This window comes from Mycobacteroides sp. LB1, assembly GCF_013449725.1.
In the GTDB taxonomy this organism is placed as follows: domain Bacteria; phylum Actinomycetota; class Actinomycetes; order Mycobacteriales; family Mycobacteriaceae; genus Mycobacterium.
Window position 1 is genome coordinate 1,001,595 of sequence record NZ_JACCFF010000001.1, and the last position, 13,860, is coordinate 1,015,454.

Annotated in this window: 16 protein-coding genes and 1 riboswitch; of the genes, 9 read left to right on the top strand and 7 right to left on the bottom strand. The window is 64.4% G+C overall.

Going from position 1 to position 13,860, the window contains the following annotated elements; all coding sequences use genetic code 11:
* Window positions 1-197: 197 nt before the first annotated feature.
* A riboswitch (SAM riboswitch) is annotated at window positions 198-331 on the top strand.
* Window positions 332-476: 145 nt separating this feature from the next.
* From MLB1_RS04945 to MLB1_RS04960, 4 genes are all read left to right on the top strand, one after another.
* Complete coding sequence (locus MLB1_RS04945; RefSeq protein WP_180748569.1) at window positions 477-1,817, top strand: bifunctional o-acetylhomoserine/o-acetylserine sulfhydrylase; 1,341 nt, start codon at window positions 477-479, stop codon at window positions 1,815-1,817.
* Between the two features lie 86 nt (window positions 1,818-1,903).
* Window positions 1,904-3,001, top strand: coding sequence for a homoserine O-acetyltransferase (locus tag MLB1_RS04950; RefSeq protein WP_180749695.1), 1,098 nt, complete (start codon window positions 1,904-1,906; stop codon window positions 2,999-3,001).
* A gap of 20 nt (window positions 3,002-3,021) precedes the next feature.
* The gene (locus MLB1_RS04955) at window positions 3,022-3,756 is read left to right on the top strand and encodes a class I SAM-dependent methyltransferase (protein WP_180748570.1); all 735 of its coding nucleotides are present in this window, start codon (window positions 3,022-3,024) and stop codon (window positions 3,754-3,756) included.
* A gap of 66 nt (window positions 3,757-3,822) precedes the next feature.
* The gene (locus MLB1_RS04960; RefSeq protein WP_180748571.1) at window positions 3,823-4,479 is read left to right on the top strand and encodes a hypothetical protein; all 657 of its coding nucleotides are present in this window, start codon (window positions 3,823-3,825) and stop codon (window positions 4,477-4,479) included.
* Between the two features lie 3 nt (window positions 4,480-4,482).
* Here the strand turns inward: MLB1_RS04960 and MLB1_RS04965 are convergent, their stop codons facing one another.
* The 3 genes from MLB1_RS04965 to MLB1_RS04975 are packed head-to-tail and all read right to left on the bottom strand — an operon-like array spanning window position 4,483 to window position 6,325.
* Window positions 4,483-4,770 carry a DUF3017 domain-containing protein gene (locus tag MLB1_RS04965; RefSeq protein WP_180749696.1) on the bottom strand — a complete coding sequence of 96 codons (288 nt, stop codon included), beginning with the start codon at window positions 4,768-4,770 and terminating at the stop codon, window positions 4,483-4,485.
* Window positions 4,771-4,796: 26 nt separating this feature from the next.
* Window positions 4,797-5,651 (bottom strand): bifunctional methylenetetrahydrofolate dehydrogenase/methenyltetrahydrofolate cyclohydrolase, encoded by an 855-nt coding sequence (locus tag MLB1_RS04970; RefSeq protein ID WP_180748572.1) that lies wholly within the window; start codon window positions 5,649-5,651, stop codon window positions 4,797-4,799.
* Between the two features lie 23 nt (window positions 5,652-5,674).
* Entirely contained in the window at window positions 5,675-6,325 is a 651-nt protein-coding gene (locus tag MLB1_RS04975) for a nitroreductase family protein (protein WP_180748573.1), read from the bottom strand.
* 89 nt (window positions 6,326-6,414) lie between these two features.
* Here MLB1_RS04975 and MLB1_RS04980 point away from each other — a divergent pair, with 89 nt between their 5' ends.
* The 3 genes from MLB1_RS04980 to MLB1_RS04990 are packed head-to-tail and all read left to right on the top strand — an operon-like array spanning window position 6,415 to window position 10,520.
* Window positions 6,415-7,584 carry an NADH:flavin oxidoreductase gene (locus tag MLB1_RS04980; RefSeq protein WP_180748574.1) on the top strand — a complete coding sequence of 390 codons (1,170 nt, stop codon included), beginning with the start codon at window positions 6,415-6,417 and terminating at the stop codon, window positions 7,582-7,584.
* A gap of 11 nt (window positions 7,585-7,595) precedes the next feature.
* Complete coding sequence (locus tag MLB1_RS04985; RefSeq protein WP_180748575.1) at window positions 7,596-7,913, top strand: hypothetical protein; 318 nt, start codon at window positions 7,596-7,598, stop codon at window positions 7,911-7,913.
* Window positions 7,914-7,967: 54 nt separating this feature from the next.
* Complete coding sequence (locus MLB1_RS04990) at window positions 7,968-10,520, top strand: ATP-binding cassette domain-containing protein (RefSeq protein WP_180748576.1); 2,553 nt, start codon at window positions 7,968-7,970, stop codon at window positions 10,518-10,520.
* Window positions 10,521-10,531: 11 nt separating this feature from the next.
* Here the strand turns inward: MLB1_RS04990 and MLB1_RS04995 are convergent, their stop codons facing one another.
* Entirely contained in the window at window positions 10,532-11,086 is a 555-nt protein-coding gene (locus MLB1_RS04995) for a pentapeptide repeat-containing protein (protein ID WP_180748577.1), read from the bottom strand.
* 54 nt (window positions 11,087-11,140) lie between these two features.
* Here MLB1_RS04995 and MLB1_RS05000 point away from each other — a divergent pair, with 54 nt between their 5' ends.
* The gene (locus tag MLB1_RS05000) at window positions 11,141-11,377 is read left to right on the top strand and encodes a hypothetical protein (protein ID WP_371750558.1); all 237 of its coding nucleotides are present in this window, start codon (window positions 11,141-11,143) and stop codon (window positions 11,375-11,377) included.
* A gap of 14 nt (window positions 11,378-11,391) precedes the next feature.
* On the opposite strand, the gene MLB1_RS05005 is transcribed toward MLB1_RS05000, so the two are convergent.
* The 3 genes from MLB1_RS05005 to MLB1_RS05015 form a co-directional block, all read right to left on the bottom strand.
* Window positions 11,392-11,787, bottom strand: a complete 396-nt coding sequence (locus tag MLB1_RS05005) for a tautomerase family protein (RefSeq protein ID WP_180748579.1) — start codon at window positions 11,785-11,787, stop codon at window positions 11,392-11,394.
* Between the two features lie 169 nt (window positions 11,788-11,956).
* Window positions 11,957-12,307 (bottom strand): VOC family protein, encoded by a 351-nt coding sequence (locus tag MLB1_RS05010; RefSeq protein WP_180748580.1) that lies wholly within the window; start codon window positions 12,305-12,307, stop codon window positions 11,957-11,959.
* A 25-nt stretch (window positions 12,308-12,332) separates the two neighbouring features.
* The gene (locus tag MLB1_RS05015) at window positions 12,333-13,199 is read right to left on the bottom strand and encodes a helix-turn-helix domain-containing protein (protein ID WP_358144474.1); all 867 of its coding nucleotides are present in this window, start codon (window positions 13,197-13,199) and stop codon (window positions 12,333-12,335) included.
* A gap of 269 nt (window positions 13,200-13,468) precedes the next feature.
* Between MLB1_RS05015 and MLB1_RS05020 the strand changes: the two genes are divergently transcribed.
* Window positions 13,469-13,855 carry a hypothetical protein gene (locus MLB1_RS05020; protein ID WP_180748582.1) on the top strand — a complete coding sequence of 129 codons (387 nt, stop codon included), beginning with the start codon at window positions 13,469-13,471 and terminating at the stop codon, window positions 13,853-13,855.
* Window positions 13,856-13,860: the final 5 nt, after the last annotated feature.

Genomic DNA, 13,860 nt, shown 5'->3' on the forward strand with positions numbered 1-13,860 from the left:
TGGTCGGTCAGAATCTGAGGTACTCCGCGGGTCACGCGGTTGCCCTATTCAGTATCACGTCGCCTCCGAGCCTAGGCGGGCGGACGGCTCTGTGACGGCGCTCCCACTGCTGACCCGCATGTATCCCCGGCAGGGTCCTGCCCCGGCTTCAACTACCTGGTGGCAACCATTCGGTGAATTGCGATACGCTGCTTGTCGGTCATGAGTACCAGCGTCAAGCCCCGGCTCGCTGGTCGGCAACCCTCCAACCGCGGTGGGGTGCCCCGGGTGATGACCAGGTTGAGTAGCCGACTGGGTTCAAGGACAGTTGGCCACACGGCAAGCGCGGGTCCGATGGCGGGCCCCGAGAAGACAGGTTGGCCCGATGAAGTATTTGTCACCCGGGGGTGAATCCCTGCGTTCCTGTTGTCGGTGCTGTCACTGTCGCTGTTGTTCCCGACCCTGATCAGCCACACCCGACTACCCAGGAGAGTCCGATGACTGACATCGATCCCACCGCGCAGTGGGCGTTCGAAACCAAGCAGATCCACGCAGGCGCATCCGCCGACCCGGCGACCAATGCCCGAGCCCTGCCGATCTACCAGACCACGTCCTACGTCTTCAACGACACCGCGCACGCGGCGGCGCTGTTCGGCCTGTCCGAAGAGGGCAATATCTACACCCGCATCGGCAACCCGACGCAGGATGCCGTCGAGCAGCGCATCGCCGCCCTCGAGGGCGGTGTGGCAGCGCTGCTGCTGGCGTCCGGGCAGGCGGCCGCGACGCTGGCCATCCTCAACGTCGCGCAAGCCGGCGACAACATCGTGTCGAGCCCACGTCTCTATGGCGGCACCTACAACCTGCTGCACTACACGCTGCCGCGCCTCGGTATCTCGACCACCTTCGTCGAGGACCCCGATGACCTCGATGCCTGGCGCAGCGCCATCACCCCACAAACGAAGGCATTCTTCGGAGAGTCGATCTCCAACCCGCAGAACGACATTCTCGACATCCCGGGCATCTCGGCGATCGCACACTCCGAAGGCATCCCGCTCATCGTCGACAACACCGTTGCCACACCGTATTTGATTCAGCCGCTGGCCCACGGCGCCGACATCGTGGTCCACTCGGCCACCAAATACCTTGGTGGGCACGGTACTGCGATCGGCGGCGTGATCATCGACGGCGGCACGTTCGACTGGACGCAGGGCCGCCACCCGGGTTTCACCACCCCCGACCCGAGCTACCACGGGGTTGTCTTCGCCGACCTGGGTGCACCGGCATACGCACTCAAGGCGCGCGTGCAGCTGCTGCGCGACCTCGGTCCCGCCATCTCACCGTTCAACGCGTTCCTCATCGCGCAGGGCCTGGAGACGTTGAGCCTGCGTGTGCAACGCCACGTCGAGAACGCACAGCGGGTGGCCGATTACCTCGTCACCCAGCCCGAGGTAACCCGGGTCAATTACGCCGGGCTGCCCACCTCCCCTTGGCACGAACGTGCGAAAGCGCTGGCCCCCAAGGGCGCCGGTGCCGTGCTTGCCTTCGAGCTGGACGGCGGCAGCGTGAGTGCATCGGAGGCTGCGACCACATTCGTCGATTCACTCACCCTGCACAGCCATGTCGCCAACATCGGTGACGTGCGCTCGCTCGTCATCCACCCCGCCACGACGACACACGCACAGCTCGCCCCCGCCGAACAGCTGGCCTCCGGCGTCACCCCGGGATTGGTCCGTTTGGCCGTCGGCATCGAGGGCATCGATGACATCCTGGCCGACCTGGACACCGGATTCGCCGCCGTACGACGACTCAAACAGCCCGCGGCGGTGGCATCATCGTGACCTTGACCGACGATCGTCGCGCAAGCGGCCCATCCGCCGGAGAGCAGCTTCCGGCGCCCAACGTCGCCCTCCCCCAGGGCGACGAAATCGCCTATGTACCAATAGGTTCGATCACGCTGGAAAGCGGTGCTGTCCTCGATGACGTGACCATCGCGGTGCAGAGCTGGGGAGAACTCTCCCCGCGTCGCGACAATGTCGTGTTCGTCTGCCACGCACTCACCGCCGACTCTCATGTGATCGGCTCCGCCGGTCCCGATCACCTCACCGGCGGGTGGTGGGAGGGAATCATCGGCCCGGGTGCGGCGATCGACACCGACCACTGGTGCGCGGTCGCCACCAATGTGCTGGGCGGCTGCCGCGGCACGACCGGTCCGACTTCCCTTGCCGCGGAAGGAAAACCCTGGGGTTCGCGATTCCCCGAGGTGTCGGTGCGCGATCAGGTAGATGCAGACGTCGCCGCACTCGCGCAGCTCGGCATCACCGAGGTAGCCGCTGTTGTCGGCGGTTCGATGGGCGGTGCACGCGCGCTGGAATGGGCTGTCATGCACCCGGATTCGGTGCGCGCAGCCCTGGTGCTGGCGGTCGGCGCGCGCGCCACCGGCGATCAGATCGGCACACAGAACACGCAGATCGCCGCCATTCAGGCCGATCCCGACTGGCAGGGCGGCGACTACCACGGCAGCGGACGCAGCCCCGAGAAGGGACTGAACCTGGCCAGGCGCATCGCACACCTGACCTACCGTGGCGAGGTCGAGCTGGACACCCGGTTCGGGAACGATCCGCAGGTCGGCCCGAACGGACCCGAGGATCCCTGGGCCGGCGGCCGATACGCGGTGCAGAGCTACCTCGAACATCAGGGCAACAAGTTCGTTCGGCGCTTTGACGCCGGCAGCTACGTCATCCTCACCGAAGCGCTCAACAGGCACGACGTCGGCCGGAGCCGCGGCGGTGTCGAGAAGGCGCTACGCGACTGCCCGGTCCCGGTGGTCGTTGGTGGCATCACCTCCGACCGCCTGTACCCGCTGCGACTGCAGAAGGAATTAGCAGACCTGCTACCCGGTTGTACCGGCTTGCGGGTGGTCGAATCTGTGCACGGCCATGACGCGTTCCTCATCGAGTTCGCCGCGGTGAGTGAACTGGTACGGGAAACGCTCGCACTCGCCAAGGCAACACAGGCTTCGTGACGGGAACAGAAGGAGCGCGAATGCCGGACGCACAAGCACAGCGATCGCTTTCCTTCGGCTCGCAAGCCGTGGCCTACGAGCGAGGCCGCCCCTCGTACCCGCCCGAGGCAATCGACTGGCTGCTACCGGCGGGCACACGTGACGTCCTGGATCTGGGCGCCGGCACCGGCAAGCTCACCACCCGCCTGGTGGAGCGCGGGTTGAATGTGGTCGCGGTGGATCCGCTCGCGGAAATGCTTGAAGTACTGAGCCAGTCACTCCCCGACACTCCCGCGCTGCTGGGGACCGCCGAGGAGATTCCGCTGCCCGACAACAGCGTGGATACCGTGCTGGTGGCACAGGCCTGGCACTGGGTGGATCCGGAACGTGCGATCCCCGAAGTTGCCCGCGTGCTGCGACCCGGTGGACGGCTGGGACTGGTGTGGAACACCCGGGACGAACGCCTGGGCTGGGTGGCCGACCTCGGCAAGATCATCGGCAGTGAAGATGACCCGTTCAACCACGCAGTCAGCCTGCCCACGCCGTTCACAGGGCAAGAACGCCACCAGGTCGAGTGGACGAGTTACCTTACCCCGCAAGCACTTCTGGACATGGTGGCCTCGCGTAGCTACTGCATTACCGCCCCCGAGGCCGCCCGGAAGAAGACGCTGCAGCAGGTTCGTGAGCTACTGACCACCCATCCGGCGCTCGCACAGTCGACGGGTCTGGCGTTGCCGTATGTCACCGTAAGCATCCGGGCGACCCTGGACCAGTAGTCGCTCCCGTAAGCGGGTGCCTCAATTCACAGAGACGAAGGCGCCCAGTGCCGCTACGGTGTACCCGTGCGTACGGATCACCGTCTCCTCGCAGCTCTCGTTGTCGCCACGCTCATGACCCCGGCGCTGGCCGGATGTGGATCATCACAAGACACCAAGGGCGAGCCTGAAACCACCTCCAGCAGCGCACCCGCCGAACGGCATACCCGGCAATTCATCCCCGAGTTGGGCATCTACGTGGCCCTTCCGCATGACTGGGTAGCCTTCGCCGACGGGGTCCACGACAACAAGGGGCTGACGACCTACCAGATCCGACCGAAGTGGGAGTCGACGGAATTCGCACAGTATGTGCGCATCCGCAAGCTGGCGCCTTCCGATGATGTTCCGCAGGTGAAGGGCTGGCTGGAATCGTCGAACGCCGACGCGGTGAGCGACTTCGTCAAGACCCGCAAACCGAAAGTCACTGCGGACAAACGAGACTCATGGGACGGCCCCGGCCTCCCCGGAGCCTCGGCCAGCCTGGAGCTGGAGAAACCCCCACCCGCCGAAGGCAAGCCGCCGGTATCGGCGACACCGAAGATCTACGTTGCCTTCATCGGGCAGGGCGATCAGCGTTGGCAGATCGCCACGAGCAATACCGGCGGCCCCACCGGCGAGCCGTCCGAGCAGTTCTTCGGCCCGCAGGCCGATGCCATCGCACGCTCGGTGCAACTGCTCAAATAACGCCTATCCGGTGCCCAGCGGGTCGATCGTCAACGCCAAATACACCATCGCTGCCGCGACGGCGCCGAGGGCAGCGACGTCAAAGGTCTTGCCGCGCACCGCCAGCAGGCCCGCCGTGTCGTCGGCGAGCACCAGCCGCAGCGCCGCAGCGACTCCCACTCCGATTCCCACGACCAGCGCACCGCGCCGCCAACGGTCGGCGATTATCAATCCCAACGCCACCAGGAACACCGCCGACACCACCAGGATCGGCCACTGCGCGCGGGCGAAGCGTCGGATGGCATCAAGCATGGCTGCGAACACGTCACGAGTCGCCGTCACGGACGTTCCGCTCGCTCGATCACGTTGGTGAGCAAGAAGGCTCGGGTCAACGGCCCCACACCACCGGGATTCGGCGAGACGTATCCGGCGACATCCCAGACGTCCGACGCCACGTCCCCGGTCAGCTTGTCATCGACGCGGCTCACCCCCACATCGATCACGGAAGCACCCGGCTTGACCATATCGGCGGTCACCATATGGGGCACGCCGGCAGCGGCGACGATGATATCGGCCTGCCGCGTCAACGCACCCAGGTCACGAGTGCCGGTGTGACACAAAGTGACTGTCGCATTCTCCGAGCGCCGGGTGAGTAGCAGCCCCAGCGGACGGCCCACCGTGACGCCGCGGCCGATCACCACAACGTGCGCACCATCGAGCTTGACGTCGTAGCGACGCAGCAGATACACGATTCCGCGGGGCGTGCAGGGAAGCGGCGCTTCCTTACCGAGCACCAGCCGACCAAGGTTCGTCGGATGCAAACCATCGGCATCCTTGTCGGGGTCGATGCGCTCGAGCGCCTCGTTCTCATCGAGATGCTTGGGCAGCGGCAACTGCACGATGTATCCGGTGCAGTCAGGGTTGGCGTTCAGCTCATCGATGGTGGCGCACAGTGTCGCCTGGTCGATGTCGGCCGGCAGATCGCGGCGGATCGAGTTGATGCCCACCTTGGCGCAGTCGTTGTGCTTGCCCCGGACGTAGGCCTGCGAACCGGGGTCGTCCCCCACCAGGATCGTTCCCAGGCCCGGCGTCCTGCCCGCCGCCGTCAGCGCCGCGGCGCGAACGGCCAGCTCCACAAAGATCTCGTCGCGGGTGGCCTTGCCATCAAGTCGAGTTGCCGTTGCCGAAGTCACCGAGTCAGTATCCGCCACGTAATTCACCACGTGTCCCAGTGCAGGACGTCGGCGAGCGGCTGCCGCTTGGCGAGTCGGAAGTCGGTGCCGACGGTGTACGCGACCGGGAAGAGCCCGCCCTGGGTGACCCTGTCGAACGGGATGCCCAGGATGTCGGCGGTCCGCTTCTCGCCGTCGTCCATCAGGTGCAACGTCGTCCAGGCCGATCCCAACCCGCGGTTGCGTGCCGCGAGCATGAAGCTCCACACCGCAGGCAGCAGTGACCCCCACGTCGACGCCGCCCCGACCACGGGCAGATTGTCGAGACGACCCTCGATGCAGGGAATGAGGAACAGCGGCGACCGCTCGAAGTTCTCGGCGAGATAGCCGGCCGAATCCACCACCTTGTCGCGTCGCTCACCCCGGGTGTCACCCTCGCCGTACTCGGGGCCCTGGCCCGTGGCGTACTTGTTCCAGCCATCGCGGTAGATATCGGCGATGGCCTTCTTCTTGTCGGCATCCTCGACGACGACAAAGTGCCAGCCCTGATGGTTGGAGCCGGTCGGAGCCTGCATCGCGATGTTCAGACATTCCTCGATGACCGCACGTTCGACGGGCTTGTCAAAATCAAGGCGCTTGCGCACCGAGCGAGTAGTGGTCAGGACTTCGTCGGCTGACAGATTCAAGGAGGTCATAGAACGAACGTACAACCATCGGCCTCGTCGAAAAGTAGGAGTGCGCCTCCAGAATTCACGAACCGTCGTCGCGGCGTAATCTGCGCCACATGGCCACCGGAGCTCCCGACGTATTGGCGCCCGCACGCCTCGGTCCCATCACGCTGCGCAACCGGACCATCAAGGCCGCGACATTCGAGGCCGCCACCCCTGATGCGGTGGTGACCGACGATCTCATCGAATACCACCGCAAGCCCGCACTGGGCGGCGTCGGCATGACGACCGTCGCCTACTGCGCTGTCGCCCCTGAAGGCCGCACCGAGTACGGCCAGGTCTGGATGCGCGAGGAGGCCGTCCCCGGGCTGCGGCGTCTCACCGACGCCATCCACGACACAGGCGCGGCCGTCTCCGCGCAAATCGGCCATGCCGGCCCGGTGGCCAACGCTCGGTCGAACGGGTCGCGGGCGCTCTCCCCCATCCGGTTCTTCAGTCCCCTGGGCATGAAGTTCGCCAAACGAGCAACCGCCTCCGATATCGATGGGGTAGTCGCGGCGCACGCCAATGCCGCCCGGCTCGCCGTCGAAGCGGGATTCGACGCCGTCGAAATCCATCTGGGACACGGCTACTTCATCAGTTCATTCCTCAGCCCGCTGTTCAACCGACGCCACGACGAATATGGCGGATCGCTATCCAACCGGGCGAAGATCGCGCGTGCCGCGGTTCAGGCGGTCCGCAAGTCTGTTGGCAATCGCATCGCCGTGACCGCGAAGATCACCATGACCGACGGGATTCGCGGCGGAATCAATGTCGAAGAATCGCTACAAACCGCCAAGTGGCTCCAAGAGGACGGCGGGCTCGACGCCTTGGAGCTGACGGCGGGCAGCTCACTGGTCAACCCGATGTATCTATTCCACGGAGAAGTACCGATCCGGGAACTCGGCAAGGCGTTCCCCAAGCCAATTGGGTGGGGAGTGCGTCTAGGGGGCAGGTCCTTTTTTCGGCACTACCCCTACCGCGACGCTTACCTGCTCGACGACGCCCGCAAGTTCCGCGCCGAACTGGACCTGCCACTGATCCTGTTGGGCGGTATCACCGGCGGAGAGACGATGGACCTGGCCATGGCGGAGGGCTTCGAGTTCGTGGCCATGGGCCGCGCTTTGCTGGCCGACCCGGATCTGGTGAACCGGGTCGCGGCCGATCGTGCCACCCATTCGCGATGCACTCACTGCAATCAATGTATGGCCACGATTTTCAGCAGGACCCACTGTGTGCTCACCTAGCATCGGCTGTCATGACGACAGCGCCCGAACTTCGTAGGCCGGGAACTGCCGAGGCCGTCGTCAGCTGGCTGTTGTGGGTGTTGGTGAGCGCAACGGCGTGCGTTGTCGCGTTCGCCGCCATCTTCCCCGTCGGATTCAGCGGAGCCTTCCCCGAGCAGGCCGATGATGCCGGCAAGGTATTCGTCTGGTCGTTGCTGACGGTATTGACGTGCATGGTCGCGCCGGTAGCGATGGGCATCGGACACTGGCGTCGTTGGCACATTTGGTATTGGCCGGCGCTGTGCACTGCCTCGCTTGCCTGGACCTTGTTTCTGTTCCAGTCCCTGTGAGCCTCCGGCGCGGGAAGCCGGGCCACACGCCCCGACCCGATAGAGTCGGTAGCGATGACTGGTCGGGAAGCACCCACTCTCACCGTGGTATTCGATGGTGACGAACGAAAGTTCGCACCCGGGCACGACATTCAGATCGGCCGCGATATCCACGCCGATGTACGCATCACGCACCCACTGGTGTCGCGTATCCACCTGATAATTAGGTTTGTCGACGGCAAATGGATCGCCGAGGACCAACGCAGCCTCAACGGCATCTTCGCCAACGGTCGCCAGGTCGGTTGGGTCGAGGTACGCGATGACACCATCGTCAACCTCGGTGACCCGGGCGGCCCCCGGCTGACCTTCGCCCTCGGCGGTCTCGGCAGCGAAACCCAGCTGGGAATCGCTCCCCCGACGATGCGCGGCTACGCGTCGGGCCCGCAGCCGACCTCCCACACCGGCACGCAGCAGCACTACCCGACCGGCGGCTACCAGTCAGGTCCGCAGACCTACGGGCAGCCACCGAGTCAGCAGCATCCGTACGGAGCGCCACCTTCGAGCCCACAGACGTACGGAACCTCGGGGCCCACCCGACCGCGTCAGCAGTACCCGTCGGAACCCACCCCGGTGCCCGCCGCCTACGCCGGCGCTTCCCACGAACCAGTCGAGCCGTTCGGTACCCGCGCGATGCGTGTGCTCGGCATCGGTGGCGCACCGAAACCAAGCCCCGGCGCCGTCACCGTGGGTCGCGCACCCGATAACACCATCGTCGTCAACGACGTGCTGGCCTCGCGTCACCACGCCCTGCTGTTACCGACTGCCGGCGGGCTCGAGATCCAGGACCTGCACACCATCAACGGCACCTTCGTCAACGGTGTCCAGGTTGAGCAGGCGTCGGTGCGCGAAGGCGACACCGTCACCATCGGTAACGTCGACCTCGTCGTCCAGGACGGCACGCTCGTCAAACCGACGATGGCCACCCGGGTCGGCGGACTCGAGGTTCAGGGCATCGACTTCACCGTCGAAGGCGGCAAGAAGCTGCTCGACGACATCAGCTTCTCGGCCGCGCCCGGATCGCTCACCGCGGTCATCGGCCCCTCAGGTGCCGGTAAGTCGACGCTGGCCCGGCTGATCGTCGGCAACACCCAACCCACTGCGGGCAAGGTGTCCTTCGAAGGGCACGGTGTGCACGCCGAGTACGCCGTGATGCGAAACCGCATCGGCATGGTGCCGCAGGACGATGTGGTGCACCCCCAGCTCACCGTCAGCCAGGCGCTGCATTACGCCGCGGAGCTGCGGCTGCCGCCGGATACCACCAAGGAAGACCGCGAACAGGTGGTGTCCCGGGTTCTCGAGGAACTCGAGATGACCAAGCATGCCGAAACCCGCGTCGACAAGCTCTCGGGTGGACAACGCAAGCGCGCCTCGGTGGCCATGGAGCTGCTCACCGGCCCGTCACTGCTGATCCTCGACGAACCCACCTCCGGTCTGGATCCGGCGCTGGATCGCCAGGTGATGAGCCTGATGCGCCAGCTTGCCGACGCCGGCCGCGTGGTTGTGGTGGTGACGCATTCGCTGACCTACCTGAGCTACTGCGATCAGGTGCTGCTGCTGGCCCCCGGAGGCAAGACCGCCTACTGCGGTCCACCGCGCGGCATCGGCCAGGAGATGGGCACCACCGACTGGGCCGACATCTTCGCCAATGCCGCGGCCGACCCGGACGGCGTGCATCAGGCCTACCTGTCGCGGCACCCCGCCGCGAACAAACCCGCGACCGCTCCGGTGAAGCCTGGCGATCTGGGGAAGCCGCCCAAAACCAGCCTGCTGCGGCAGATCTCGACGGTGTCGCGTCGCCAAGGGCGGCTGATCCTCGCCGATCGCGGGTACTTCATCTTCCTGGCGCTGCTGCCGTTCGTTCTTGCCGGCCTGGTGTTGTCGGTACCCGGCAGCTCCGGTTTCAACGTCGCACTACCTGACAACCCCAACGAACCGGGACTGCTGCTGGCATTGACCAATCTGGGCGCGAGCTTCCTGGGCCTGGCGTTGACCATCCGCGACCTGATCGGCGAACGGGTGATCTTCCGGCGCGAGCAGGCGGTCGGCCTGTCGGCGACGGCGTATCTGCTCGCCAAAATCATCACCTACTGCGGTGCGGCCATTGTGCAGTCCGCGGTGATGACGGCGGTCATCGTGCTGGTACGCGGCGGCCCCACGCAGGGTGCGGTGCTGCTGGGCAGCGCCAACTTTGAGCTGTGGGTGGCCGTGGCCGCCACGGCATGTGCGGCCACCGTGCTGGGCCTGGTGCTGTCCTCGCTAGCCACCTCCGCCGAGCAGGTGATGCCGATGCTGGTGATCGCGACGATGACGCAGATCGTATTCAGTGGCGGCCTCATCCCGGTGACGGGACGCACAGGGCTGGAGCAGTTCTCGTTCCTGTTCCCGTCCCGCTGGGGATTTGCCGCGACCGCTGCGACCACCGACCTGCGCAAGCTGGTGCCGGTGGGTCCGCAGGACAGCCTGTGGGAGCACAACGCCTCGACATGGCTGTTCGATATGGGCATCCTGGCGCTTCTCGCCGTGGTGATGACGGCGTTCGTGCGGTGGCGGATCCGCCTCAAGGGCTAGTCCGTTTCACGTCAGGCCCCGTGCACATCCAGTCCGTGCCCGGCGGCATACGCGATGGCTTGTGGCAGATCGACCTTCGCGGCTAACAGGCTTGCGGTGGTCCACAGTGTCGGGTCGATCCGGGCACCCCGCAGGTCCGCGCCGTCCAGCTTGAGATTCTGCGTCCGAGCTCCCGTGAGGTCGGCGCCGTGCAGGTTCGCCTTACGCAGATCGGTGCCCACCAGGTTGGCCTCGCGGAACCGGCAGTCGGACAGATCCAGCTCACGGAGATCCAGCCCGCCGAGCGAGGCCAGGGTGAAGTCGCTTTCGGTGAACTTCGCCGGTCGCACCCTGCAGTCGGTGATCGACGAGCCGAGCAGGCTGCACTGCCGGAACTCCGAATGCCACATGGATGTCCGGCGAAAGGTGCAGTTCCGGAAGGCCGAACCGATATGTAACGACTCGGTGAGATTGGCTCCGCTGAAATCGCATTCGGTGAAAACCACACGCTCGGTGTGCAGTTCACGGAAGTCCTCGTCGAAGAACTTCTCACCCGTGAATTCCCGGTCAGTCCAGTGCTCGGCCATGACTGTCATCATGCCGGGCGGGTCCGACGGGTCGCCATGTCGCAAGATGACCAGGTGACGGCGCCGAATCCCGATTTCTACATGGCCTTGATGGCCGCGGTCAGCGGCGGCATCCTCCTATTCGCCGAGCCGGGCGAAAGTTCCCGCCAGAAGTGGCTCTACTGGGCCGTCGCTCCTATAGCCGCCGTCATATGCACCGCGCTTGCAACCAAAAGCATTCCCCTGAGCCTCGTGGCCGGCTCCGCTGCGCTGTTCCTCGCCGCCGTGAACTATGTCCGGTACAAAATCTAAGGCGAGTTCGGCCTTCAGACGTTCACATCGAAACCCAGGTCGATATCGCAGGCGGCCTGACCGCCTCGGATTCCCCAGTTCTCTAGTGCGCTCTCCCTCAGCGTGATCGTGACGTGATCCGGTGGTATGCCCAGCACAGCAAGGCGTTTCACGATCTCGGCGTAGAGGTTTCGTTTTGCTTGCACAGACCGGCCCGCGAAGCAGTCGATGGAAACGAAGGTGTACAGCTCTGGCTGGGCCAGGCTTGGCGCGTGCGAGAACCGGTGGGGTTCATGCACGACGAGGCGCACATGCTTGTCCCCTTCCGGTATCTGAAAAGCAGTTACGAGCGCACCGTGGACTGCATCGATGATTGCCACCTCTTCGGCCTCGGTGTATAGCCGACGGACCTCGACAACTGAACTGGGCATGCCGTGGATCATCACACGAAGGAGGTACACGGCCAACGGATTTCCCGAACGGCCTCGATCCGCGCCATTGCAAGATCTGGTAGTGCCTTGACACGAAGGGCAGCCAGGCTTGGAGGCATCCGGGGCTCCGTTGACACGGCACTAGCGGCCTGTCAGACACCGGTCCGGGTCAGGTAGTGCCGCCAGCAGGCTGATGCAGTCCGAACCGTACGCCCTGGTCGTCCCTGCAGAATGCGAACCTGCCGAAGTCAGGCTCCTCAGGTCCGGGATCTTCGGCTTCACCACCGAGTTTGCGGACGGATAAGACTGCGGCCTGAATATCCGGGACTCCAAAAAATACGTCGATCCGGCGGTCCTCATCATCGTTGTGCAGCCCGCCTCGCACGCCTCCCGTTTCAAGCCAAGCCTGCCCAGTCGCACCCATTGCGTGTGGTTTCCAGCCGAAGAGCTCCAGGTAGAACTTCTGAGCGCGTACCGCATCGGGCACACCGATCTCGAAGTACGTCGGTTCACCAGTCATCGTGGGGGTTCCTCCTCGATTGGATTCATCTGATGGCGCCAACGCTAGGCCCGCAATCCACCCCCGTCTTGTACAAATGTTCACCGGCCACCGGGATCCCGCATCCCAGCAGGTCGTCGTGCCGTAATCGGGCCCATTCCCCCGGCGAACACCCAGCCAGCATCCGAAAGTCTCTATTGAAATGCGGCTGGTCGAAGTAGCCGCAAGCCAAGGCGATCGAGGAAAGCGATCGATGGCCCGGTGCGGCCAACAACGTCATTGCGCGACTGAAACGAAGCACACGTGCGGCCGCCTTGGGCGTCAGACCGACTTGGCTGCGGAAACGTTTCGCCAATCGAGCACGACTCCAACCGATCTCGGCCAGTATCTCCCCGATGACCGCGGTCCCACCGGTGCGATTCAGCCAATGCCAGACAAATTCGACCTCGGCGTCAGGCTCGGGTCCATCGGCCGCGGCGCGCATGAACATCGAATCGAGCAGGTCGAAACGGTGCGCCCAATCAGATTCAGCAGCAAGGCGTTCAGGCAAATATCGGCCGTTCTGCCCGAACAGATCTTCGAGACTCACCACGCGATTGCTCACTTCGTTCATCGCCAAGCCAGACATTCGATACAACCCGAGCGGCGTCAGCCGCACCTCAACGCAGTGCTGCGCACCCGCATGCAAGGTTGAGATCGGCCCCTGGCTCACACCCGCGCCGAATGATTGCCACATCCGCGGGGACGCATGATCCGCTACATCGGCAACGAGCAGTGGGTCATCAAGTTCGATGATGAGCACCGGCTCGACACTGGCAACCTCGCTGCGCTCGACAGGCCGGTAGGAACACTCGAGAAGTTCGGTATATCCGTGCGCGATACCGGAGAGCGTGGCATCAGCAGATGTAGTCACTGCCTGCCAGGCAGCTTCACCTGTCGCCCCACGCTCGTAGCTAGCCGGACCACGCATGGTTCCATCCTGCGCCATATCGCGCCGTTAGGAATAGGGATACTGTCACCCGTGTTCCGCATCGTTTTCCATGAATCGAATATGACTCGCTGCTGAACACTTGAGTCCACCGCGCTGCCGATCTTCGACGTGGATTGAACGAAGACCCCGAAGCTTTCGCTTCTCTCCTCGGCGTACAGTGCGCTAATTGGGTTGGACTTGAGGAGGGAACCATGAAGGCTGTCCTGGTTGTACTGGCCGCGTTAATAAGCTGCGCCCCAGTGAGTTATGCCGATCCAGCCAAGTTCTCCAGCAACGCCGACCTTGGTACGTGGCTGGCGTCAAACGGGTTCAGTTGTGTGCTTGCCCTTGATTTTCAGCTGTGCTCGTACCAGGAAAGGGCACATTCGTGGCAGTTTCAGGTAGTCAATGCCGATACCACCGCCAAACGAAAGGGAAGCTGCGCCGCTGGTACGGCGTTAAGCCAAAGTCATCTCCAAGGCGACACTTGGGCACTCTTCTCCGGGAAGGGCGATGGGGCACTATCCGGAATGCTCGAAACACTAGAGGCCAAGGGCTTGACTGACGGGAATATCGTTACCGCATGCGCTTATAACTAGGCCGA